The organism is Enterobacter sp. BIDMC109 (assembly GCF_001037885.1).
In the GTDB taxonomy this organism is placed as follows: Bacteria; Pseudomonadota; Gammaproteobacteria; order Enterobacterales; family Enterobacteriaceae; genus Enterobacter; species Enterobacter hormaechei_C.
Genome location: NZ_KQ090002.1, coordinates 2,591,042 through 2,612,388 on the forward strand (window position 1 = coordinate 2,591,042; position 21,347 = coordinate 2,612,388).

The window sequence follows — 21,347 nt, forward strand, 5'->3', positions numbered from 1 at the left end:
AGGACGCGTTTTCCATGAGTGAGCTGATCCAACATTCCAACAGTATCGAATGGCGTTTTGAACGCCAGATCCTGCGTATTGAACCGTGGGGTGAAAACAGCCTGCGCGTCAGGGCCACCTGCTCCCCGACTTTTGATGACGCCTTACAGGCACTGTTGCCCGCCGCCCCTTGCCAGGCTGAGATTGTCGCCGAAGCGGAAAGCCTGACGCTGCGCAACGGCAATATTACCGCGACGCTGAACCTTAAAGGTCAGCTGGCCTTCTACAATCAGCGCGGCGAACTGCTGCTGGAAGAGATGTGGCGCCAGCGTTCAACGGTGGGTATCGGTGCCAGCGAGAAGAGCCAGGATAAATATGTCAGCGCCCTGAAGCTGGATGGCCGCGAATTTAAGCCGCTAATGGGGGGGAAATATCAGCTCACCGTCCGGTTTGAATCGCGTCCGGATGAACGCATCTATGGCATGGGTCAGTATCAACAGCCGTGGCTGGATCTGAAAGGCTGTACGCTGGAACTGGCACAGCGCAACTCCCAGGCCAGCGTGCCCTTTATGCAGTCCAGCCTTGGCTATGGCCTGCTGTGGAACAACCCGGCGATTGGTGAAGCCAGCTTTGCAAAAAATCAGACGGAATGGCGCGCCCGCGTCACAGGAGAAATGGACTACTGGATCACCGCCGCCGACACGGTGGCGGATATCACCCGCCAGTATGTGAAAGCCACCGGTACTCCGCCCTCCGCCCCGGCGTTTATCAGCGGGCTGTGGCAGTGCAAATTACGCTACCGCACCCAGCAGGAGGTGCTGGAGGTTGCGCGGGAGTATCGCCGCCGTAATCTGCCGCTGTCGGTGATGGTCATCGACTTTTTCCACTGGCCGAATCAGGGCACCTGGTGCTTCGACCCCGTAGACTGGCCCGATCCTGAAGGGATGGTCGACGAGCTGCGCGAAATGGGTATTGCGCTGATGGTGTCGGTGTGGCCAACGGTAGAGGCGCGCAGCCCTCTCTACCCGCTGATGAAAGCCAAAGGCTGGCTGGTCAGCAGTGAACGTGGCGTGCAGGTCAACCTCGATTTTATGGGCAATACCACCTTCTTTGATGCGACCCATCCTGAGGCGCGGAAATTCGTCTGGGATACGGTGAAGAAAAATTACTACGACATGGGCATTAAGCTGTTCTGGCTGGACGAAGCCGAACCGGAATACCGCGCCTATGATTTTGACAACTATCGCTACCACGCCGGTCCGGTGCTGGAAGTGGGTAATCGCTACCCGCGTGACTTTGCGCAGGGCTTTTACGATGGGCTCCAGGCAAATGGTGAAACCGACATTGTTAACCTGGTACGCTGCGCCTGGGCAGGCAGCCAGCGCTTCGGCGTGCTGGCGTGGTCGGGTGATGTCCACTCCTCGTTCCATGCTTTTCGCAATCAACTCGCCGCGGGACTGAATATGGGGCTGGCGGGGATCCCATGGTGGACAACCGATATCGGTGGCTTCCAGGGAGGGAACGTTAACGACCCGGCGTTCCACGAATTGCTGATCCGTTGGTTCCAGTGGGCGGTGTTTACACCGGTTCTGCGCATGCACGGCTATCGCGAACCGCAGATCCAGCCCCCGGAGCGCTACCGTGACGGCATTCCTCAGTGTAACAGCGGTTCGCCTAATGAGCTGTGGAGTTACGGAGAAGAGAATTACGCCATCATGCAGCACTGGCTTACCGTCCGCGAAACCCTGCGCCCGTATATTGACGCGTTGTACCAGCAGGCTCATCTGCACGGAGACCCGCTCATGCGTCCGCTGTTCTGGCACTATCCGCAGGATAAGCAGAGCTGGGCGTGTGAAGATCAGTATCTGTTTGGCGAAGATCTTCTGGTGGCGCCGGTTATGCAGGCCGGTCAGCGTGAGCGCGATGTCTGGTTGCCGACGGGCAATAGCTGGGTCGCTCTCAACGGTGAGCGCTACGCCGGTGGGGAGCATATCCGGGTGCCTGCGGCGCTGGAAACCATCCCGGTGTTTATCCGCGAAGGGAGTCCGCTTATCCAGCAGCTGGTGGACTGACGTCAGGCAAGTGCCCAAAAATAGACAATTTTTTCAGTAAAGCCTGCCTGCCGTCGCGTTTGCGCGTAAAGTAAGCAGGCTTACTATTTTTGGCAAGGATCCCGTCATGTTCGACCCTACTCTGCTCATACTTCTGACCCTGGCTGCTCTGGGTTTTGTCAGCCACAACACCACCGTCGCGATTTCCATTCTGGTCCTGATCATTGTTCGCGTCACACCGTTGAATACCTTCTTCCCGTGGATAGAAAAACAGGGGCTTACCATCGGGATCATTATTTTGACCATCGGCGTGATGGCCCCGATTGCCAGCGGAACGCTACCGGCCTCAACGCTGCTGCACTCCTTTGTAAACTGGAAATCGCTGGTGGCGATTGCGGTGGGCGTTTTTGTCTCATGGCTTGGCGGGCGCGGCGTGACGCTGATGAGCAGCCAGCCTTCACTGGTGGCCGGGCTGCTGGTGGGCACCGTGTTAGGCGTGGCGCTGTTTCGTGGCGTGCCGGTTGGCCCGCTGATTGCTGCCGGACTGGTTTCGCTGTTTATCGGGAAGTCGTAGTCAGGCTGGCGATATAGCGAGCGGGCGTCTGTCCCAGTCCTTTCTTAAACATGGTGATGAAGGCGGTGGTGGAGTCATACCCCAGCGCCTGCGCCGCCTGCTGAACCGACTTTCCGCCGATCAAAAACTGCAATGCGACAATCAGCTGGAGCTGGTGCCGCCAGCGGCGAAAGCTCAAGCCAGTCTCTTTCACCACCAGCCGCGCCAGATTGCGTTCGCTCATGGCAAAGTGGCTGGCCCACTGCGCCAGCGTCTGCCAGGCGGCAGGTTCGTTTGCCATGGTCTCACTCATCAGGCGAATTTTTGGATGCGGAGATACCGGCAGCTGTAGATGCTCCTGCGGTTGCAGGGGCAGTTCATCAAACAGGACGTCAACCAGCCTTCCGGTAGCGGGAAGAGGCAGTTCCTCCCGTGACCTGTCCGCAAGCGCCAGCACCAGCTCCCGCACCAGGGGCGATATTTTCAGCGTACAGGTACGCGTCGGCAATTCGAGCGCACCGGGTTCAATAAACAGCAGACAGAGCTGCGCGCCGGGCGTCGCCTTGTTGCTGTGCGGCGTTTGTCCCGGGATCCACACCGCATACTGGGGCGGCACCATCAGCATCGCGTTCTCCACTTCACAGGTGATCGCGCCACCCAGCGCCATAATCAGCTGCCCTTTGCGGTGCTGATGCAGCGGAATATATTGTTCCTGTGCCACCACGCGGATGCGAAAGGCCACCGCCGCGTCGTGCTGGCTATCGGGATCGTAGCCATCGAGCCCCAGTCCGTACATAAAGTTGTCCGATATTAGCGATAAACTGTCATTTTAGCCTGATTTCAACCACGACTTAAATCGGTATGGTATGCGCTCGCCTGAACGTAAGAGACAATAATGACTACTGCTATTCAACCTTCCGGGAAACAGGGTGCGCTGCTGATTGCAGGCATCCTGATGATTGCCACGACGCTGCGCGTCACCTTTACCGGTGTCGCCCCCCTGCTCGATACCATCCGACAGGACTATGGCTTAAGCACGGCGCAAACCGGCCTGCTCACGACGCTGCCTCTGCTGGCCTTCGCCTTTATCTCTCCCCTTGCCGCAGGCGTCGCCCGGCGCCTGGGCATGGAGCGCAGCCTTTTTATCGCTCTGCTGCTGATTTGCATCGGGATTGGCGTACGTTCGCTGCCGTCGGCCTCGCTGCTATTTATCGGTACGGCGATCGTGGGCTGTGGGATTGCGCTGGGCAATGTCCTGCTACCTGGCTTAATCAAACGTGATTTTCCGGGCCAGGTCGCAAAACTGACGGGGGCTTATTCGCTGACGATGGGAGCCGCTGCTGCCGCAGGGTCGGCGCTGATCGTCCCGCTGTCGCTGGGGAGTGGTGGCTGGCACGGGGCGCTGTTGATGCTGATGTTCTTCCCGCTGGTGGCGCTGCTGCTGTGGTTACCGCAATGGCGCCAGAAGCCGGCCGCCACCCTGACCGGAGCGGGCGCGCTGCACAATCGGGCTATCTGGCGCTCGGCGCTCGCCTGGCAGGTGACGCTTTTTCTGGGCATTAACTCGCTGATTTACTACGTCATTATCGGCTGGTTACCCGCGATTTTGCTTAGCCATGGCTACAGCGAAACGCAGGCTGGCTCCATGCACGGGCTTCTCCAGCTGGCAACCGCGGTTCCCGGTCTCGCCATTCCGCTGATCCTGCACCGTCTTAACGATCAGCGTGGCATTGCCGGGCTAGTCGCCCTGATGTGCGCCGTCAGCGCGGCCGGGTTCTGGTTCGCGCCGGGGCTGGCCGTCGTCTGGACGCTGGTGTTTGGCTTTGGCTCCGGCGCCACCATGATCCTCGGCCTGACGTTTATCGGGCTGCGCGCCAGCTCGGCCCATCAGGCCGCGGCGCTCTCCGGCATGGCACAGTCGATTGGCTATCTTCTGGCGGCCTGTGGCCCACCGCTGATGGGGAAAATTCATGATACCGCCGGAGACTGGCGCATTCCGCTGCTCGCCTGCGCGCTGGCCGCGGTGGTGATGGCGTTATGCGGTATGCTTGCCGGGCGTGACCGGGAGATCACACCCCGCTGACATTCAAGGCAGACCCGGAGGTCTGCTTTTTTTATCCCTGCGCCGCCCGCAGCATGGCCTGTACCAGCACGACCGGGCGCCCTTGCAGCGCGGCCCGCTCATGCTGGAACAGGGTGAGGACAAAGAAAGGATGGGTTACCAGCTCTGCCGCGCGGATCTCGCCCTGCTCGTCCCAGCCCGTTACGCGCATGTCGCCCCGCTCAAGCTGGTCGGCAAACTCAGGTGAGACTCCGTAATTGCAGTGATACCCCTCCTGAATTTCCGGCTTGCCATACGCTTTAGCAATCAGCGTGTTATTCCGCAGCTCGATCGCGTCGGTTTTTTCCACCAGCGAGCAGGTCAGCGGCGCAATTACCATCCTTCCCTGGGTGTCGGTTTCGGCATGGCCTGCATCGTGCCAGCCCAGTACATTACGCGCATACTCAATCAGCGCATGCTGGAACCCGCCGCAGGTGCCGAGAAAGGGGATGCTGTTCTCACGCGCGTAACGGGCCGCAATAAACGCCGCCTCGGTGTTTTTATACGGGCTTGCCGGTACCAGCCAGATGGCATCGTACCCGACCAGGTCTTCGGGGCTGGTCAGCTCAGGCGTGGCGAGCCAGTCATAATCAGCGGTGAGCTCCAGAACCGCAGCGGCGTCGTCAATCGCCAGCGGGATCGCCTGGTGCGCAATAACATCGGGATTGTAATCACCAACCAGCGCAATGCGCAGCGTCGTTTTAACCGGGGAGAGTTCCATCAGAGATTCCTTATGCCGGAGGATTTTCAGATAACATAAGGAACCTCAGACTACCGATCTTTTGCAATTATCACAATACCTTAAATTGGGTGGATAAAAGCCGGGTGCTATAGTGTTCTTGCAGAACGTCGTAAGGAAATGAGGAGGACCCATGATTCAATGTAAACGCGTGTATGAGCAGGCGACCTCAAAAGACGGTTACCGGATCCTGGTCGACAGACTCTGGCCGCGAGGGATAAAAAAGACCGACCTCGCCTGTGACGAGTGGTGTAAAGCGCTAACGCCGTCCAGCGAACTGCGAAAAGCTTTTCACAGTGAAACGATAGATTTCACCGCGTTCAGTGAAGCCTATCGTAAAGAGCTGGCGCAGCATCCGGATGAAGGCAAACGCCTGGCGGCTCTCGCCAAACAGCAGACCGTGACGCTACTCTATGGGGCGAAAAATACGGAGCAGAATCACGCGCAGGTACTGGCGGACTGGCTGCGTAAACTGTGATTAACCGATCGCCAGCTCATCCACGTTGTGTGGCATCTCGTCGGGAGTAAGCGGCATCAGATGTTCCGGGCGAACAAACGCAAAACCGTGCTGATTATCAAAGGCGTAAACATCACCGGTGACCAGCCACAGCGCACGCGCTGACGTGGCGGGTAATTGCGTCATGACGCCGTTAACCGGGTTCACAAAACGCTGGCCCGGCTGACAAAGTCCAAACAGCTCGACGGATTTACCGATATTTCGACGGCCTGCCGCCGTACGCGCACCCACGATCATCGCCATGCTGCCCGGTTTTAACTGAAACATACTTCTTCTCGCAAAAGTACTGCCAGAAACTGGCTAAGAATAATCCTAAAGAGAAGTGTATCGCAGTTTTATTGCCGTTGTCATCTGGTCGGTTGCGGGTGATCGCGGCGGTAGAGATCCCATTCATCGATCACTTCCCCGTCTGGCAATTTGCACTCGGTACGTACGCCCTGCGGGCTTTGAACAGGGATTTGCTCTCCCCCTTTCTCCAGACAGTACACTGACGCCGGGTTTGCCATACCAATAGCGTGCGGCGGTTGAGGCGCATCAGGAGGGGTTGTCTTTGTTGAGCAGGCGGCCAGCGGTAAAACCAGCGCCAGGAGAAGATATTTCATTATCATGATCCTTCAGGGTGTAAAAATGTCAGAGTAACGGGTCATCGCCGTTTTCTCCATGATTTCTCCATTAAACCTGCACGATTCCCCCTTATAGTGATGCCTGTTCTCACACTGACCAGAGAACATCATTCCGTAATCAAGATGTTTTGCCCCGATCTCAACATCGGGGCTTTTTTTAGTCTTCCCCTCATCTGCCTTCAGAAGAATCTATAAAATTAATCCTGTTCATGTTTTACTATGACCGGAGTCTATATTTGCAGCATAACATGCAGATACAGAGGTCTTCTGCATGGGAGTCATCCTGCCTCATGTCAGATATCATTCTTGCCCGTGTTTCAGAAACCCTCTCCACTGAGCAATCTCTCGACAGTCTGGTGCGTCAGCTACTGGAAATGCTGGAAATTGTGACGGATATGGAATCAACCTACCTGACGAAAGTCGATATCAATGCGCGTTTGCAGCACATTTTATATGCCCGTAACAGCAAGCAAATGCAGATCCCGGAAGGGTTCAGCGTGCCCTGGGACGAAACACTGTGTAAGCGCGCCATCGACAGCGACACGTTGTTCAGTAACGAGGTGCCCGACCGCTGGCCGGAGTGTGAAGCGGCCAAAGCACTGGGCATTACAACCTATATGAGCGTGCCGGTTCACCTGGCTGACGGTTCTCTGTATGGCACGCTTTGCGCTGCCAGCACCGCACAGAAACAGTTCAGCGAGCGTGGCGAGCAGGTGATCAGACTCTTTGCCGGTTTAATTGGTCAGTACATTCAGAAAGAGTCGCTTGTGCTTCAGCTTCGCGAAGCAAATGCGGCGCTCATTGCTCACTCTTACACCGACGCCCTCACCGGCCTGCCGAATCGTCGCGCCATTTTTGAAAACCTTACCACCCTGTTCTCACTGGCGCGCCATCTTAACCGCAACGTCATGATGGCCTTTATTGACCTCGATGATTTCACGCGAATCAATGACCAGTACGGGCATGAGGCGGGCGATCGCTTCCTCGTACAGGTCGGCAAGCGGCTGACTCACGAGCAAACGCAGGATGAGATTATTGGCCGGCTCGGCGGCGATGAATTTCTGGTTGCCAGCCTGAGTCACAGCGATGATGGCGACGCCAGTACAGAGGTCAACGCAATCAAAACCCGCCTCAATGGTCTTATTGCGGGCGAATACGGGTTAGGCAATGCCACTATTCTTTATCCCGGCGCAAGCCTTGGCGTCGTTATTGTTGATCCTCACAGCACGGATGAAGATAGCGCCCTGCGCACCGCAGACCTCGCGATGTATCAGGATAAAAAAGGAAAAAGCAAAACAGGCTTTGTCGCGTTAGATTAAAACCGTACACTCTACGGCCTTATACAAACTCAAACAGGTGATGGCATGAGAATAGGGATCCTCTTTCCGGTGGTTATTTTTATCACAGCGGTGGTGTTTTTAGGCTGGTTTTTCCTTGGCGGTTACGCCGCGCCGGGGGCTTAAATGAGAAAAACGACCATCATCATGTTGATTGTCGCCATCGTGGCCGTCGCCGGTACGCAGTTAGGCTGGTGGTAACGCCCAAAGTAAAAAGGCCGCCGTCAGGCAGCCTTTTTTAACACAGGTCAGATTTAGCTTTTGATTTTTCTGTAGATAAACAGAACAACCAGCGCGCCAATCACCGCGACGACAAAGCTGCCGAAGTTGAAGCCATCAACTCTGCCAAAGCCGAACAGGGTACTGATCCAGCCACCGACGACTGCACCCACAATCCCCAGAATGATCGTGACGATGAAACCGCCGCCATCTTTGCCCGGCATAATCCACTTCGCCAGGATCCCCGCAATCAGCCCAAAGATAATCCAGGATAAAATTCCCATAGCTTTCCTCTCTGTATGGTTTTTGTCATTAAATCAACGACACAGAAAAGGATAGCACAGGATCTGAGAAAGGAAATTTGTGATAAGAATCACACGGTTTGTTTGATTAAAATATGAGCAGTAAAAAAATGCCGTTCCACACTCATCGTGGGGTTGCATCTTTTACTGAGAAAGATTATCTTTCTCATTACTGAATAGTTGAGCAAATCACTCAGGTATTCAGTACGACATTGCTCACATTGCTTCCAGTATTTCTTGCCCACTCTTGAGTGGGCTTTTTTTTGCCCGAACCCACCAAAATCTGGCGTTTCTTCAGTGGAGGTGAAACGCTATTCTCTGTGGCTACTGAACAACAAAAACGTTGATAACATGAACGTATCAAGCAAGTTTGTCATCTGCCTTAATCTTGTTTCTGCCAGTACGTTACTGCTACTGCTCTCAACACGGTTTGAGTGGTTCTGAGATGAAAGGAGCCTGGCATGGTGGCTTTCCTTTCGATTCCGTGCAGCCTCAACTCTCATACTTGTAGCTTTTATGACCTGTGTTAAGATCCCTGCACCTCAGGACGTGGTGGGACAACAGGAAAATGAAGAAGGCCATTGCCGTTGCTATCATCTCAACCTTTATGGTCGTCCTGTCGCTGTATGCGGTTAACGCCATTATCGCTGAGCAGCAAAAGAACCGGCAGAGGGAGATCTCCCACACGCTCTTAAGCTATTCTGAAGAGTTAACGCAAAATATCGCCAGTACGCTTAAAAATACCTCCGCGCAGGGATGCGATAGCGCCAGTCTGAACGTCTACCGAAAATTAAAGATGCGAAGTCTCTATTTCGCCGATGTGGGGTTTATTGAAAAGGGGAAAATCACCTGCACCGCGTTTTGGGGCAAGCTGGCAAATCCCATCGCCCTTCCCTCTGAGCTGCATAATACCCAGAACGGATTCAGCCTGGCGCAGTTTTCGCAGAAAGATTTCTTTGTCGGCAATGCAACAATCTATAACCACCTTATTATCTTCACCTCCCGTTCAGCCTACGATAAATTTGCCCCCGTTACCGCCAACTATTCGCTTCGTTCTTCCACTAAAGATTTCGGCCGCACCTTTTTCACCGTTACGCCGCCATCAGAAAACTTCAGCCGCTTACAGTCTCTGTTATTTACGCTGGCTGTGACAGAGTGCAGTACACGCTGGGATTTGTGCGTTACCGTCACACACCATGATGCCGGACTGGCTTCGCTCTCCCACGTAGTGATGGTGCTTCTGTGCTTGTTTTTATACTTTATCTGGGTATCCCTGACGCTGTTTTCTCTTCGACTTTATGAAGACCGACGTTCTCTGGAACGAACGCTGGTCAAAGCGGTAAAAACGAATACCATCAGCGTTCATTTTCAGCCTGTTATTCGGGTTGCTGATAAGAAAATCGTCGGGGTTGAAGTGTTATCAAGATGGCAGGATAACAATCACAAAGAGGTTTCTCCTGAGCTGTTTATCCCGTTAATTAAAAAAATTGGCCTGTATAACGTTTATTATCAGAACATGATAAAGAAATCCCTGGCGGAAATTGCCGCGCTGGCCGCTGAACATCAGTTAATGATTTCACTGAACGTTGGCCGGACGGAAATTGAAGACGGCAAATTCCTGGCGGTATTACGTTATGCATGCTCAGAGAACGCGATTCCCTTATCGTTAATCAAAGTTGAGTTATCTGAGAATGGCGTTTCCACCTCGGCCATCCTTGAAGTGTTTTGTGAGGAGCTTAAATCGGCAGGCGTCAAAATTTCAATAGACGATTTTGGTGTGCAAAACTCTAATCTGGCCAGGCTCTCAAATCTCAAATATGACGAAATCAAGGTGGATAAGTCGTTAGTGGACGGCATCAGCGAGCACTATAAACAGGATATCCTGGTGATCTTCAGCGACGCGCTCGCTAAACTGCACAAAACCCTGGTTTTTGAAGGGGTTGAAAGCGAAACGCAATATCAGTTCATCGCGCAGAGATACCCCGATGCCCTCGTACAAGGCTGGTACTTTTCAAAGTCGCTAACCCGGCACGACCTCGCCAGGCTGCTGGCAGACTCAGCGCGATGACGCGTTATTCATTGCCCCACTGATTCAGGAAGTTCGCAATATCGTCAATGCGCGCTTCGTCTATCTCCGCCTGGACAGCCATCTCCCGCTGCGCCTCTTCACTGATTTCCTCATTGTTGTATAAGCGAGTGAGCAGCAGCTGGAAATAGTGTGCCAGCGGCGTACGCTCTGCCTCTTCTACCGGTTTCGCCGTTTCAGTCGCATACTCGTCGACGATGTCATAATACTTGAGCGGGATATCATGGGTCATAGCGTTGTTTCCGTGTTGTGTGCATAAAAAACGGGAACCCTCAGGCTCCCGTTGTCATTTAACCCAGCGAGTGGATTACATGTTCGCGATAATCGCGTCGCCAAACTCTGAGCATTTCAGCAGTTTAGCGCCTTCCATCAGACGTTCAAAGTCATAGGTGACGGTTTTCGCGTTAATCGCGCCTTCCATACCCTTAACGATCAGGTCTGCGGCTTCGAACCATTCCATATGACGCAGCATCATCTCTGCGGACAGAATGATAGAGCCTGGGTTGACTTTGTCCTGGCCTGCGTATTTAGGTGCAGTACCGTGAGTTGCTTCGAACAAGGCGCACTCGTCACCGATGTTCGCGCCCGGGGCGATACCGATACCACCCACCTGCGCGGCCAGCGCATCGGAGATGTAGTCACCATTCAGGTTCATACAGGCGATCACGTCATACTCAGCAGGTCGCAGCAGGATCTGTTGCAGGAACGCATCGGCAATCACATCTTTAATGATGATCTCTTTACCGGTGTTCGGGTTCTTAATTTTCTGCCATGGGCCGCCGTCGATCAGTTCACCGCCGAACTCTTCGGTCGCCAGCTGGTAGCCCCAGTCTTTGAACGCGCCTTCGGTGAACTTCATGATGTTGCCTTTGTGAACCAGGGTCACAGAGTCACGATCGTTGGTGATAGCGTATTCGATGGCGGCACGCACCAGACGCTTGGTCCCTTCTTCGGAGCATGGCTTGATGCCGATGCCGCAATGCTCAGGGAAGCGAATTTTCTTCACTCCCATCTCTTCGCGCAGGAATTTAATCACTTTTTCTGCATCAGCAGAGTCCGCTTTCCATTCGATACCGGCGTAGATGTCTTCTGAGTTTTCACGGAAGATAACCATGTCGGTCAGTTCCGGGTGCTTAACCGGGCTTGGGGTGCCCTGGTAGTAACGCACCGGACGCAGACACACATATAGATCCAGTTCCTGACGCAGCGCCACGTTCAGGGAGCGAATGCCGCCGCCAACTGGCGTGGTCAGAGGGCCTTTGATAGCAACGCGATAGTCGCGGATCAGGTCCAGCGTTTCGGCTGGCAGCCAGACGTCCTGGCCATAAACTTGAGTCGATTTTTCACCGGTGTAAATTTCCATCCAGGAAATTTTACGCTCGCCTTTGTAGGCTTTCTCAACAGCGGCATCAACCACTTTCAGCATTGCCGGGGTAACGTCTACGCCGATACCGTCGCCTTCAATGAACGGGATAATCGGGTTGTGAGGAACGTTAATCTTGCCGTTTTGCAGGGTGATCTTTTTACCTTCCGCCGGAACAACTACTTTGCTTTCCATTAACCTCTCCTTCGAGCGCTTCTGGTTGTTACTGATCTTATGTTAATAAATTGTAATGAGCCTTCCGATAGTACCTGATTGTCCGACGCCATGAAAGGTCTTCGTTATTAGGCTATAATGCGGCAATTGATAACGCCTGAAAATACCATGACGAAAACTTCTTTTAGAAAACACCGGGTTGAGCGATTCAGCTCACGACAAGCCACCAGAAGAACGCCAGAACCCCAGCCAACGCGGGTCATACTGTTCAATAAACCCTACGATGTATTGCCACAGTTTACCGACGAGGCCGGGCGCAGCACGCTGAAGGACTTTATTCCCGTTCAGGGAGTGTACGCGGCGGGACGTCTGGATCGTGACAGCGAAGGGTTGCTGGTGCTCACCAATGACGGCGTGCTCCAGGCCAGGCTCACTCAGCCGGGCAAGCGTACCGGGAAAATTTACTTTGTGCAGGTTGAAGGCGAGCCGGACGACGCGTCGCTGGCAAAACTGCGTAACGGCGTAACGCTGAACGACGGTCCCACCCTGCCGGCTGGTATTGAGCGCGTGAATGAACCCGAGTGGCTATGGCCGCGCAACCCGCCGATTCGTGAGCGGAAATCCATTCCCACCAGCTGGCTTAAAATCACCCTTTATGAAGGCCGCAACCGACAGGTCAGGCGCATGACTGCGCATGTGGGCTTCCCTACCCTGCGACTCATTCGCTATGCCATGGGCAGCTACACGCTGGACTCGCTGGCAAACGGGGAATGGCGGGATGTTACCCCTAAGGAGAACTGATGTTTAAACCTCATGTTACGGTCGCCTGCGTGGTCCATGCGCAGGGGAAATTCCTGGTGGTGGAAGAGACCATCAACGGCAAAGCGCTGTGGAACCAGCCTGCCGGGCATCTTGAAGCCAATGAAACCTTACGCCAGGCGGCAGCCCGTGAGCTGTGGGAGGAGACGGGTATCCGCGCCGAACCGCAGCATTTTATCCGTATGCATCAGTGGATAGCGCCTGACCAGACGCCTTTCCTGCGCTTCTTATTCGCCGTTGAACTTAACGAAACGTGCGCCACTGAACCGCACGACGACGATATCGATCGCTGCCTGTGGGTGACTGCCGAGGAGATCCTGAACGCGCCAAACCTGCGTTCGCCGCTGGTGGCGGAAAGCATCCGCTGCTGGCAGTCTGCGGCGCGCCTGCCGCTGGATGTCATTGCAGAATTTAACTGGCCGTTTACAGAGGGTGTCAATGGTGGGGGGGCGTGATAGAATACGCCGCCTTGAAGTTCAATGTCGTGAGTATTCCATGTCAGATAACAGCCAGAAAAAAGTAATCGTCGGCATGTCCGGCGGTGTCGATTCCTCCGTTTCCGCCTACCTGTTGCAGCAACAGGGCTATAAGGTGGAGGGCCTGTTCATGAAGAACTGGGAGGAAGACGATGGCGAGGAATACTGCACTGCCGCTGCGGATCTCGCCGATGCGCAGGCCGTGTGCGATAAGCTCGGCATCGAACTGCACACCGTTAACTTTGCCGCAGAATACTGGGACAACGTTTTTGAACTCTTCCTCGAAGAGTACAAAGCGGGCCGCACGCCAAACCCGGATATCCTGTGCAACAAAGAGATCAAATTCAAAGCCTTCCTGGAATTCGCCGCAGAAGACCTGGGCGCAGACTACATTGCGACCGGCCACTACGTGCGTCGCGCGGATGTGAATGGCAAAAGCCAGCTGCTGCGCGGCCTGGACGGCAACAAAGATCAGAGCTACTTCCTCTATACGCTGAGCCACGAACAGATTGCCCAGAGCCTGTTCCCGGTCGGCGAGCTGGAAAAGCCGGAAGTGCGTAAGATTGCTGAAGATCTGGATCTGATCACCGCGAAGAAAAAAGACTCCACCGGTATTTGTTTTATCGGCGAGCGTAAATTCCGCGAGTTCCTGGGGCGCTACCTGCCTGCACAGCCGGGCAAAATCGTCACCGTTGACGGTGACGAGATTGGTCAGCACCAGGGGCTGATGTACCACACTCTCGGCCAGCGTAAAGGTCTGGGAATCGGCGGCACCAAAGAGGGCAGCGAAGATCCGTGGTACGTGGTCGACAAAGACGTCGAAAACAATATTCTGGTTGTGGCTCAGGGTCACGACCACCCGCGCCTGATGTCCGTTGGACTGATCGCGCAACAGCTGCACTGGGTCGATCGCGAGCCGCTGAAAGGCACGCTGCGCTGCACAGTGAAAACGCGCTACCGCCAGACGGACATCCCTTGCACCGTAACCGCACTGGATGACGATCGCATTGACGTGCGTTTCGACGAGCCGGTTTCCGCCGTTACCCCTGGCCAGTCTGCTGTTTTCTTCCGCGGCGAAATTTGCCTCGGCGGTGGGATCATTGAACAGCGCCTGCCGCTGCCTGCTGTTTAAACCGTTTGCACACATAAAGGAGACCGTGTGGCGAAGAACTATTACGACATCACCCTGGCGCTGGCGGGAATTTGCCAGTCAGCCCGTCTGGTGCAACAGCTGGCGCATCAGGGTCATTGCGACGCTGATGCCCTGCACGTTTCACTCAACAGCGTTATCGATCTTAACCCAGGCTCCACGCTGGGCGTCTTTGGCGGCAGTGAAACCAATCTTCGTCTCGGTCTTGAAACTCTGCTCGGCGTGCTCAACGCCAGCAACCGTCAGGGGTTGAACGCGGAACTGACCCGCTACACCTTAAGCCTGATGGTGCTGGAACGTAAGCTTAATGCGGCAAAAGGCGCAATGAATACCCTGGGCGACCGCATCGCCGGGCTACAGCGCCAGCTCGACCACTTTGACCTCCAGTCTGAGACCCTGCTCAGCGCGATGGCCGGTATCTACGTTGACGTGATTAGCCCGCTCGGCCCGCGTATTCAGGTCACCGGTTCGCCTGCCGTATTGCAAAGCCCACAGGTACAGGCGAAGGTACGCGCTTCGCTGCTGGCAGGCATCCGTGCCGCCGTGCTGTGGCAACAGGTCGGCGGTGGCCGCCTTCAGTTAATGTTTTCTCGTCATCGCCTGACGACTCAGGCAAAACAAATTCTTGCTCATTGTTAACCTCCCGGAGTTGCGAATTATGGAATTATCCTCACTGACCGCCGTATCCCCTGTCGATGGACGCTACGGCGATAAAGTCAGCGCGCTGCGCGGGATCTTCAGCGAATATGGCCTGCTGAAGTTCCGTGTTCAGGTTGAAGTACGCTGGCTGCAAAAGCTGGCCGCCCAGACAGCAATCAAGGAAGTTCCTGCTTTTGACGCAAAGGCAAACGATTACCTTGATAAAATCGTTGCTGAGTTCAGCGAAGAAGATGCCGCGCGCATTAAAACCATCGAACGCACCACCAACCACGACGTGAAAGCGGTTGAATACTTCCTGAAAGAGAAAGTGGCAAGCGTCCCTGCCCTGCACGCGGTATCTGAATTTATTCACTTCGCCTGTACGTCTGAAGATATTAACAACCTGTCTCACGCGCTGATGCTCTCTACCGCGCGGAAAGAGGTGGTACTCCCTTACTGGCGTAAAATCATTGATGCGGTGAAAGCGCTGTCCGTGGAATACCGCGACATTCCGCTGCTGTCCCGTACTCACGGCCAGCCAGCAACCCCATCCACCATGGGTAAAGAGATGGCGAACGTGGCGTACCGCATGGAACGCCAGTATCGTCAGTTGGAGCAGGTTGAGATCCTCGGCAAAATCAACGGCGCGGTGGGTAACTATAACGCCCACATCGCCGCGTACCCGGAAGTGGACTGGCACCAGTTCAGCGAAGAGTTTGTGACCTCTCTGGGGATCCAGTGGAACCCGTACACCACCCAGATTGAGCCGCACGACTACATCGCCGAGCTGTTTGACTGCATTGCGCGCTTCAACACCATCCTGATCGACTTCGATCGTGACGTATGGGGTTACATCGCCCTGAACCACTTCAAGCAGAAGACCATCGCCGGGGAAATCGGTTCGTCCACCATGCCGCACAAAGTGAACCCAATCGACTTTGAAAACTCCGAAGGTAACCTGGGTCTGGCGAATGCCGTGTTGCAGCATATGGCGAGCAAGCTGCCGGTATCTCGCTGGCAGCGTGATCTGACTGACTCCACGGTGCTGCGTAACCTGGGCGTAGGTATTGGCTACGCGCTGATCGCCTACCAGTCCACCCTGAAAGGTGTGAGCAAACTGGAAGTTAACCGCGACCGTCTGCTGGACGAGCTGGATCACAACTGGGAAGTGCTGGCGGAGCCGATTCAGACCGTGATGCGTCGTTACGGCATCGAAAAACCGTACGAGAAACTCAAAGAGCTGACCCGCGGTAAACGTGTTGATGCTGAAGGTATGAAACAGTTTATCGACGGTCTGGCGCTGCCAGAAGAAGAAAAAGCGCGCCTGAAAGAGATGACCCCGGCAAACTACATTGGCCGCGCCATTACTATGGTTGACGAGCTGAAGTAATCGCCCTTCCCCCTTTCCATCCGGAAAGGGGGCTGCTTTTCATCATCGAGCCGATGTTTTTACATTACATTCCCTGTTTGCCGTGATTAAAGCCTGCCGTCAGGCTGATTGTTAATTTTCGCTGTGGAATAACTTTCCGGTATATACCGTTTTAAGCCGAACGGGCACAGTTTGAACTGGCACGGGGTTTCAGCCGTGCACGGGCGATCCATTTCCTGTCGGTTGCCTGGACACGCGTTTTTCTGTTTGAACCCCATCCAGCCTATGGATGTAAAGGGCATTGCCTGCGCTATCCATACTCTGCGGCGCCGATCGTTAATCAGGATCCCCTGGTTTGAGGTGGTGATGATTTCACCTGTACGAACGTAATAATCTCCCTTTAACCACAGGATATAATTCAGGCCATACTGTGTTTCAACTTTGCAAAAAATGGTTCCGCTTTCCGGGCTCGCAATAGTCTCAACAACCTTCCATTCCATAAAATCCTCTTTACTCGCTATATTGCTGTTTTGTTGTGTAAAAATGCTGCTTTTCTGGCACATCTTATGCAAATCTAATTTCGCACCATAAAATAAGCGTAGACAAAGACAGACATAGTGAGAACATCCTTACAAAAAAAAGGGCAATCTTTACAAAACTGGTATGCCGTTCTGTCAAAAAGCGACTCGCCTTCAACAGTTCATAAACGGATGGCTGTTTTATCCGGATTGCGGAAGCTTGCGATAACAAGTCCGTTTATATTACCCGCGCCTGGCGTCATGCCCTCTGTGTTCGGAAGCATGAAAAAATCATTAATTTCATCGCGCTGGTGTCAACCTGAATAATCAGCGTTAAACTATTCATACCATTTATAAAGGGAGAAGTGATGATGCGCGTACTGGTTGTTGAGGATAACGCATTGCTACGTCATCACCTGAAAGTTCAACTTCAGGAGATGGGTCATCAGGTGGACGATGCTGAAGACGCAAAAGAGGCCGATTATTATCTCAATGAACACCTGCCGGACATCGCCATTGTCGATTTAGGGCTGCCGGATGAAGACGGATTGTCCCTTATCCGCCGCTGGCGTAGCCATGATGTTTCCCTGCCGGTGCTGGTGCTGACTGCCCGCGAAGGCTGGCAGGACAAGGTTGAAGTCCTGAGCGCTGGCGCGGATGACTACGTGACCAAACCCTTCCATATTGAAGAAGTCGCTGCGCGTATGCAGGCGCTGCTGCGCCGCAACAGCGGGCTGGCGTCACAGGTTATCTCTCTGCCGCCGTTCCAGGTGGACCTCTCTCGCCGCGAATTTTCTATTAATGATGAAGTGATCAAGCTGACCGCATTCGAATATACCATCATGGAAACGCTGATCCGTAACAACGGTAAAGTGGTGAGCAAAGATTCCCTTATGCTTCAGCTCTATCCGGATGCCGAGCTGCGCGAAAGCCACACCATTGACGTACTGATGGGTCGCCTGCGTAAAAAAATTCAGGCGCAGTACCCGCATGACGTGATCACCACCGTGCGTGGTCAGGGCTATCTGTTCGAATTACGCTAAATGAAAGGGATATTGCGCCACATTTTACCCCTTTCGCTGCGGGTTCGCTTTTTGCTGGCAACCGCCGCCGTCGTGCTGGTGCTGTCGCTCTCTTACGGGATGGTGGCGTTGGTCGGTTATAGCGTGAGCTTCGATAAAACCACCTTCCGCCTGCTTCGCGGCGAAAGTAACCTGTTTTATACCCTGGCGAAGTGGGAGAACAACCGAATCACCGTCGAGATGCCGGAAAACCTGAATCAGCAGAGCCCGACGCTGGCGCTGATCTATGATGAAAAAGGGAAATTGCTGTGGGCCCAGCGCGATGTCCCGTGGTTGAAAAAGCGCATCCGTCCGGAATGGCTGAAAACCAACGGTTTTCATGAAATAGAAGCCGACCTCAACTCCACCAGCAGCCTGCTGCGTGACGATCGCGCCTTACAGATCAAGCTTAATGAGATCCGTGCCGAAGATGACGACACGGAGATGACCCACTCTGTGGCCATCAACCTTTACCCCGCCACCCTGAACATGCCGCAGTTAACCATTGTGGTGATCGATACCATACCGGTTGAGCTGAAACGCTCGTATATGGTCTGGAACTGGTTTGTGTATGTTCTGGCTGCCAACCTGCTGCTGGTGATCCCTCTCCTGTGGGTTGCTGCATGGTGGAGCCTCCGCCCGATTGAATCCCTTGCCAAAGAGGTGCGCGAGCTGGAGGAACATCACCGCGAGAAGCTCAACCCGGAGACCACCCGTGAGCTGACCAGCCTGGTGCGCAACCTCAATCGACTGCTGAAAAGCGAACGTGAACGCTACGACAAGTATCGCACCACGCTCACCGACCTTACGCACAGCCTGAAAACCCCGCTGGCCGTGATGCAGAGTACCCTGCGTTCCATGCGCAGTTCGAAAATGAGCGTGGATGACGCCGAGCCGGTGATGCTGGAACAAATCAGCCGTATTTCACAGCAGATCGGCTATTACCTGCACCGCGCGAGCATGCGTTCCGGAAGCGCCCTGTTGAGCCGTGAACTGCACCCGGTAGCCCCGCTGCTGGATAACCTCACCTCTGCGCTGAACAAGGTGTACCAGCGTAAAGGGGTCAACATCAGTCTGGATATCTCACCGGAAATCAGCTTTGTCGGTGAGAAAAATGACTTTATGGAAGTGATGGGAAACCTGCTCGATAACGCCTGCAAATATTGTCTGGAGTTTGTCGAGGTATCCGCGCGGGTAACGGATAACGAACTGCATATTATCGTTGAGGATGATGGTCCTGGTATTCCCCGTAATAAACGCGAAGTGGTGTTCGATCGCGGCCAGCGCGCCGATACGCTGCGGCCAGGCCAGGGCGTCGGATTATCCGTCGCCAGGGAAATCGTCGATCAGTACGAGGGCAAGATTGAAACCGGTGAAAGTTTGCTGGGCGGTGCCCGTATGGAAGTCATTTTTGGCCGCCAGCATCCCGTATCGAACGATAGTTGACCCGAAATGTGAAAAATACGCGGATCTCGCAGTCAGGGGGCGGTGCTTCCGTTATAATCCGTCTCAGTAAGAGCCTGCGGAATACAAAAATATGGATTATCAATTAACGCTTAACTGGCCCGAATTTATTGAACGTTACTGGCAAAAACGCCCGGTCGTTCTTAAACGCGGGATCAGCAATTTTATCGACCCTATTTCTCCTGACGAACTCGCTGGTCTGGCGATGGAAAACGAGGTAGACAGCCGTCTGGTGAGCCACCAGGACGGGAAATGGCAGGTCAGCCACGGTCCCTTTGAAAGCTACGATCACCTGGGCGAAAACAACTGGTCTTTACTGGTGCAGGCGGTCAACAACTGGCACGAACCCACCGCAGCCTTAATGCGTCCCTTCCGCGCCCTGCCAGACTGGCGAATGGACGATCTGATGATCTCCTTCTCCGTTCCCGGTGGCGGCGTGGGTCCGCATCTGGATCAGTACGACGTGTTTATCATTCAGGGTACCGGGCGCCGTCGCTGGCGCGTGGGCGAAAAAGTGCCAATGAAGCAGCACTGCCCGCACCCGGATCTGCTTCAGGTTGATCCGTTTGAAGGGATCATTGATGAAGAGCTGGAGCCAGGTGACATTCTTTATATCCCACCGGGCTTCCCGCATGAAGGTTATTCCCTGGAAAACTCGCTGAACTATTCGGTTGGTTTCCGCGCGCCAAGCGGGCGCGAGATGATCAGCGGATTTGCTGACTATGTTTTACAGCGTGAGCTGGGCAGCTACCGTTACAGCGATCCGGATGTTCCGGCGCGTGAGCACCCGGCGGATATTCTGCCAGAGGAGCTGGATAAGCTGCGCGGGATGATGCTGGATCTGATCAATGAACCGGAGCACTTCAGACAGTGGTTTGGCGAGTTTATCAGCCAGTCGCGTCACGAACTGGACGTCGCACCGCCAGAGCCGCCGTATCAGGCAGATGAAATTTATGATGCGCTCCAGCAGGGCGATAAGCTGGTTCGGCTGGGCGGATTACGCGTACTGCGCATTGGCGAAGAGGTATTCGTCAACGGCGAGCGCCTGGACTCTCCGCATCGCCCGGCGCTGGAAGCGATTGCCAGCCATATGGTGCTGACTGCGGATACCTTTGGCGACGCACTGGACGATCCCTCCTTCCTCGCCATGCTGGCCGCGCTGGTGAACAGCGGGTACTGGTTTTTTGAGGACTGAGCCATGATGTTTGCCGGGTGGCGGCTACGCCTTACCCGGCCTACATATTGCACCCGTAGGCCCGGTAAGCGAAGCGCCACCGGGCTTTGTTTTACTTCCGCTCCCCCGCCGCAAAATCCTCAATCTCACCCGCCCAGTCTGCCGGATATAACCCTTCCCGCACGTCCCGATGAAATGTTGAATATGGCCAGTCGACGACTTTCCCGACATAGCCATGCTTCAGCGGATTGATGTAGATGTAATCCATATGCCGCCGATAATCCTGCTCATTGCGAATAGTGTGCTCCCAGAAACGCGGTTGCCAGACGTGGCGCATTTCAATGTTGCGGCTAAACGTTTTTTTGATGTCGCGCCAGCGCGCTGAAAAGTCACTGTCTCCTTCCGGCAGGGTCCAGATACAGTGCATATGTTCAGGCAGGATAACCCAGGCGTTAATGGTAAAGGGCTTCGCACGCTTAACCGTGGCGGTAGCGGAACGCAGGCTGTCGATGTGGCGAGTAAGTAAATCGCTCTGGCGGTTTTGCAGATTGACGGTGAAAAACCAGGTCCCACCGGGGATGTTGTGGCGGCGGTAGTTTGACATTTGAACTCCCTGTTCATGTGCCGGGTGGC

26 protein-coding genes are annotated in these 21,347 nt (G+C 54.5%); 17 read left to right on the forward strand and 9 right to left on the reverse strand.

What is annotated here, in order from left to right; all coding sequences use genetic code 11:
• Positions 1–14 precede the first annotated feature (14 nt).
• Complete coding sequence (locus tag SK62_RS12280; RefSeq protein ID WP_017693613.1) at positions 15–2,051, forward strand: glycoside hydrolase family 31 protein; 2,037 nt, start codon at positions 15–17, stop codon at positions 2,049–2,051.
• Between the two features lie 106 nt (positions 2,052–2,157).
• Complete coding sequence (locus tag SK62_RS12285; protein WP_017693614.1) at positions 2,158–2,604, forward strand: DUF441 domain-containing protein; 447 nt, start codon at positions 2,158–2,160, stop codon at positions 2,602–2,604.
• Here the strand turns inward: SK62_RS12285 and SK62_RS12290 are convergent.
• On the reverse strand, positions 2,588–3,379 hold the full coding sequence (locus SK62_RS12290; protein ID WP_017384695.1) for an AraC family transcriptional regulator: 792 nt from the start codon (positions 3,377–3,379) through the stop codon (positions 2,588–2,590). The genes SK62_RS12285 and SK62_RS12290 overlap by 17 nt on opposite strands.
• Positions 3,380–3,478: 99 nt before the next feature.
• Between SK62_RS12290 and SK62_RS12295 the strand changes: the two genes are divergently transcribed.
• Complete coding sequence (locus SK62_RS12295; RefSeq protein ID WP_017384696.1) at positions 3,479–4,666, forward strand: CynX/NimT family MFS transporter; 1,188 nt, start codon at positions 3,479–3,481, stop codon at positions 4,664–4,666.
• 31 nt (positions 4,667–4,697) lie between these two features.
• Here SK62_RS12295 and SK62_RS12300 read toward each other — a convergent pair whose 3' ends face one another.
• The gene (locus SK62_RS12300) at positions 4,698–5,405 is read right to left on the reverse strand and encodes a CTP synthase C-terminal region-related (seleno)protein (protein WP_047719369.1); all 708 of its coding nucleotides are present in this window, start codon (positions 5,403–5,405) and stop codon (positions 4,698–4,700) included.
• Between the two features lie 151 nt (positions 5,406–5,556).
• Between SK62_RS12300 and SK62_RS12305 the strand changes: the two genes are divergently transcribed.
• Complete coding sequence (locus SK62_RS12305; RefSeq protein ID WP_015570789.1) at positions 5,557–5,901, forward strand: DUF488 domain-containing protein; 345 nt, start codon at positions 5,557–5,559, stop codon at positions 5,899–5,901.
• On the opposite strand, the gene SK62_RS12310 is transcribed toward SK62_RS12305, so the two are convergent.
• Both SK62_RS12310 and SK62_RS22685 read right to left on the reverse strand, forming a co-directional pair.
• Positions 5,902–6,207, reverse strand: coding sequence for a hypothetical protein (locus SK62_RS12310; RefSeq protein WP_015570790.1), 306 nt, complete (start codon positions 6,205–6,207; stop codon positions 5,902–5,904).
• 80 nt (positions 6,208–6,287) lie between these two features.
• Positions 6,288–6,542, reverse strand: coding sequence for a putative hemolysin (locus SK62_RS22685; RefSeq protein ID WP_045341642.1), 255 nt, complete (start codon positions 6,540–6,542; stop codon positions 6,288–6,290).
• Positions 6,543–6,853: 311 nt separating this feature from the next.
• On the opposite strand from SK62_RS22685, the gene SK62_RS12320 reads away from it, so the two are divergent.
• The 3 genes from SK62_RS12320 to yoaJ are packed head-to-tail and all read left to right on the forward strand — an operon-like array spanning position 6,854 to position 8,101.
• Complete coding sequence (locus SK62_RS12320) at positions 6,854–7,882, forward strand: sensor domain-containing diguanylate cyclase (RefSeq protein WP_047719368.1); 1,029 nt, start codon at positions 6,854–6,856, stop codon at positions 7,880–7,882.
• Between the two features lie 45 nt (positions 7,883–7,927).
• Complete coding sequence (locus tag SK62_RS22910) at positions 7,928–8,026, forward strand: YoaK family small membrane protein (RefSeq protein WP_015570793.1); 99 nt, start codon at positions 7,928–7,930, stop codon at positions 8,024–8,026.
• Positions 8,027–8,101, forward strand: coding sequence for a protein YoaJ (gene yoaJ / locus SK62_RS23250; protein ID WP_015570794.1), 75 nt, complete (start codon positions 8,027–8,029; stop codon positions 8,099–8,101).
• Positions 8,102–8,154: 53 nt separating this feature from the next.
• On the opposite strand, the gene SK62_RS12330 is transcribed toward yoaJ, so the two are convergent.
• Positions 8,155–8,403, reverse strand: coding sequence for a GlsB/YeaQ/YmgE family stress response membrane protein (locus SK62_RS12330; RefSeq protein ID WP_003857896.1), 249 nt, complete (start codon positions 8,401–8,403; stop codon positions 8,155–8,157).
• A 369-nt stretch (positions 8,404–8,772) separates the two neighbouring features.
• Between SK62_RS12330 and yncL the strand changes: the two genes are divergently transcribed.
• Positions 8,773–8,865 (forward strand): stress response membrane protein YncL, encoded by a 93-nt coding sequence (yncL, locus tag SK62_RS22920; protein ID WP_071524166.1) that lies wholly within the window; start codon positions 8,773–8,775, stop codon positions 8,863–8,865.
• Between the two features lie 124 nt (positions 8,866–8,989).
• Positions 8,990–10,489, forward strand: a complete 1,500-nt coding sequence (locus SK62_RS12335) for an EAL domain-containing protein (protein WP_017693617.1) — start codon at positions 8,990–8,992, stop codon at positions 10,487–10,489.
• Between the two features lie 4 nt (positions 10,490–10,493).
• Here the strand turns inward: SK62_RS12335 and SK62_RS12340 are convergent, their stop codons facing one another.
• A complete protein-coding gene (locus SK62_RS12340) occupies positions 10,494–10,739 on the reverse strand; it encodes a YmjA family protein (protein ID WP_022650806.1) in 246 nt (81 codons plus the stop codon).
• A gap of 75 nt (positions 10,740–10,814) precedes the next feature.
• Positions 10,815–12,065, reverse strand: coding sequence for an NADP-dependent isocitrate dehydrogenase (icd, locus tag SK62_RS12345; protein ID WP_003857898.1), 1,251 nt, complete (start codon positions 12,063–12,065; stop codon positions 10,815–10,817).
• Between the two features lie 117 nt (positions 12,066–12,182).
• Here icd and rluE point away from each other — a divergent pair, with 117 nt between their 5' ends.
• The 5 genes from rluE to purB are packed head-to-tail and all read left to right on the forward strand — an operon-like array spanning position 12,183 to position 16,518.
• Complete coding sequence (gene rluE / locus SK62_RS12350) at positions 12,183–12,845, forward strand: 23S rRNA pseudouridine(2457) synthase RluE (RefSeq protein WP_017693618.1); 663 nt, start codon at positions 12,183–12,185, stop codon at positions 12,843–12,845.
• Positions 12,845–13,318: an NUDIX hydrolase gene (locus SK62_RS12355; RefSeq protein WP_032619915.1), complete on the forward strand. Its 474-nt coding sequence runs from the start codon at positions 12,845–12,847 to the stop codon at positions 13,316–13,318. Before rluE ends, SK62_RS12355 begins: the two co-directional genes overlap by 1 nt.
• A gap of 40 nt (positions 13,319–13,358) precedes the next feature.
• Positions 13,359–14,471, forward strand: coding sequence for a tRNA 2-thiouridine(34) synthase MnmA (gene mnmA / locus SK62_RS12360; RefSeq protein ID WP_047719366.1), 1,113 nt, complete (start codon positions 13,359–13,361; stop codon positions 14,469–14,471).
• Between the two features lie 27 nt (positions 14,472–14,498).
• The gene (gene hflD, locus SK62_RS12365; protein WP_006809213.1) at positions 14,499–15,128 is read left to right on the forward strand and encodes a high frequency lysogenization protein HflD; all 630 of its coding nucleotides are present in this window, start codon (positions 14,499–14,501) and stop codon (positions 15,126–15,128) included.
• Between the two features lie 19 nt (positions 15,129–15,147).
• Positions 15,148–16,518, forward strand: a complete 1,371-nt coding sequence (gene purB / locus SK62_RS12370) for an adenylosuccinate lyase (RefSeq protein ID WP_023305884.1) — start codon at positions 15,148–15,150, stop codon at positions 16,516–16,518.
• 86 nt (positions 16,519–16,604) lie between these two features.
• Here purB and SK62_RS12375 read toward each other — a convergent pair whose 3' ends face one another.
• A complete protein-coding gene (locus SK62_RS12375; RefSeq protein ID WP_168928031.1) occupies positions 16,605–16,997 on the reverse strand; it encodes a hypothetical protein in 393 nt (130 codons plus the stop codon).
• Positions 16,998–17,386: 389 nt separating this feature from the next.
• Between SK62_RS12375 and phoP the strand changes: the two genes are divergently transcribed.
• The 3 genes from phoP to SK62_RS12390 all read left to right on the forward strand — a co-directional run bounded on the left by phoP (position 17,387) and on the right by SK62_RS12390 (position 20,735).
• Entirely contained in the window at positions 17,387–18,058 is a 672-nt protein-coding gene (gene phoP, locus SK62_RS12380) for a two-component system response regulator PhoP (RefSeq protein ID WP_026094318.1), read from the forward strand.
• Positions 18,059–19,522 carry a two-component system sensor histidine kinase PhoQ gene (gene phoQ / locus SK62_RS12385; protein ID WP_015570801.1) on the forward strand — a complete coding sequence of 488 codons (1,464 nt, stop codon included), beginning with the start codon at positions 18,059–18,061 and terminating at the stop codon, positions 19,520–19,522.
• A gap of 91 nt (positions 19,523–19,613) precedes the next feature.
• A complete protein-coding gene (locus tag SK62_RS12390) occupies positions 19,614–20,735 on the forward strand; it encodes a ribosomal protein uL16 3-hydroxylase (protein ID WP_017384706.1) in 1,122 nt (373 codons plus the stop codon).
• A gap of 91 nt (positions 20,736–20,826) precedes the next feature.
• Here the strand turns inward: SK62_RS12390 and SK62_RS22695 are convergent, their stop codons facing one another.
• The gene (locus SK62_RS22695; RefSeq protein ID WP_047719365.1) at positions 20,827–21,318 is read right to left on the reverse strand and encodes an REP-associated tyrosine transposase; all 492 of its coding nucleotides are present in this window, start codon (positions 21,316–21,318) and stop codon (positions 20,827–20,829) included.
• Positions 21,319–21,347: the final 29 nt, after the last annotated feature.

What these genes read in the sequence shown, in the direction of transcription:
- SK62_RS12280 (WP_017693613.1), top strand. Translation starts at nt 15, where the DNA reads ATGAGTGAGCTGATCCAACATTCCAACAGTATCGAATGGCGTTTTGAA.
- SK62_RS12285 (WP_017693614.1), top strand. Translation starts at nt 2,158, where the DNA reads ATGTTCGACCCTACTCTGCTCATACTTCTGACCCTGGCTGCTCTGGGT.
- SK62_RS12290 (WP_017384695.1), bottom strand. Translation starts at nt 3,379, where the DNA reads ATGTACGGACTGGGGCTCGATGGCTACGATCCCGATAGCCAGCACGAC.
- SK62_RS12295 (WP_017384696.1), top strand. Translation starts at nt 3,479, where the DNA reads ATGACTACTGCTATTCAACCTTCCGGGAAACAGGGTGCGCTGCTGATT.
- SK62_RS12300 (WP_047719369.1), bottom strand. Translation starts at nt 5,405, where the DNA reads ATGGAACTCTCCCCGGTTAAAACGACGCTGCGCATTGCGCTGGTTGGT.
- SK62_RS12305 (WP_015570789.1), top strand. Translation starts at nt 5,557, where the DNA reads ATGATTCAATGTAAACGCGTGTATGAGCAGGCGACCTCAAAAGACGGT.
- SK62_RS12310 (WP_015570790.1), bottom strand. Translation starts at nt 6,207, where the DNA reads ATGTTTCAGTTAAAACCGGGCAGCATGGCGATGATCGTGGGTGCGCGT.
- SK62_RS22685 (WP_045341642.1), bottom strand. Translation starts at nt 6,542, where the DNA reads ATGAAATATCTTCTCCTGGCGCTGGTTTTACCGCTGGCCGCCTGCTCA.
- SK62_RS12320 (WP_047719368.1), top strand. Translation starts at nt 6,854, where the DNA reads ATGTCAGATATCATTCTTGCCCGTGTTTCAGAAACCCTCTCCACTGAG.
- SK62_RS22910 (WP_015570793.1), top strand. Translation starts at nt 7,928, where the DNA reads ATGAGAATAGGGATCCTCTTTCCGGTGGTTATTTTTATCACAGCGGTG.
- SK62_RS12330 (WP_003857896.1), bottom strand. Translation starts at nt 8,403, where the DNA reads ATGGGAATTTTATCCTGGATTATCTTTGGGCTGATTGCGGGGATCCTG.
- yncL (WP_071524166.1), top strand. Translation starts at nt 8,773, where the DNA reads ATGAACGTATCAAGCAAGTTTGTCATCTGCCTTAATCTTGTTTCTGCC.
- SK62_RS12335 (WP_017693617.1), top strand. Translation starts at nt 8,990, where the DNA reads ATGAAGAAGGCCATTGCCGTTGCTATCATCTCAACCTTTATGGTCGTC.
- SK62_RS12340 (WP_022650806.1), bottom strand. Translation starts at nt 10,739, where the DNA reads ATGACCCATGATATCCCGCTCAAGTATTATGACATCGTCGACGAGTAT.
- icd (WP_003857898.1), bottom strand. Translation starts at nt 12,065, where the DNA reads ATGGAAAGCAAAGTAGTTGTTCCGGCGGAAGGTAAAAAGATCACCCTG.
- rluE (WP_017693618.1), top strand. Translation starts at nt 12,183, where the DNA reads ATGCGGCAATTGATAACGCCTGAAAATACCATGACGAAAACTTCTTTT.
- SK62_RS12355 (WP_032619915.1), top strand. Translation starts at nt 12,845, where the DNA reads ATGTTTAAACCTCATGTTACGGTCGCCTGCGTGGTCCATGCGCAGGGG.
- mnmA (WP_047719366.1), top strand. Translation starts at nt 13,359, where the DNA reads ATGTCAGATAACAGCCAGAAAAAAGTAATCGTCGGCATGTCCGGCGGT.
- purB (WP_023305884.1), top strand. Translation starts at nt 15,148, where the DNA reads ATGGAATTATCCTCACTGACCGCCGTATCCCCTGTCGATGGACGCTAC.
- SK62_RS12375 (WP_168928031.1), bottom strand. Translation starts at nt 16,997, where the DNA reads ATGGAATGGAAGGTTGTTGAGACTATTGCGAGCCCGGAAAGCGGAACC.
- phoP (WP_026094318.1), top strand. Translation starts at nt 17,387, where the DNA reads ATGCGCGTACTGGTTGTTGAGGATAACGCATTGCTACGTCATCACCTG.
- phoQ (WP_015570801.1), top strand. Translation starts at nt 18,059, where the DNA reads ATGAAAGGGATATTGCGCCACATTTTACCCCTTTCGCTGCGGGTTCGC.
- SK62_RS12390 (WP_017384706.1), top strand. Translation starts at nt 19,614, where the DNA reads ATGGATTATCAATTAACGCTTAACTGGCCCGAATTTATTGAACGTTAC.
- SK62_RS22695 (WP_047719365.1), bottom strand. Translation starts at nt 21,318, where the DNA reads ATGTCAAACTACCGCCGCCACAACATCCCCGGTGGGACCTGGTTTTTC.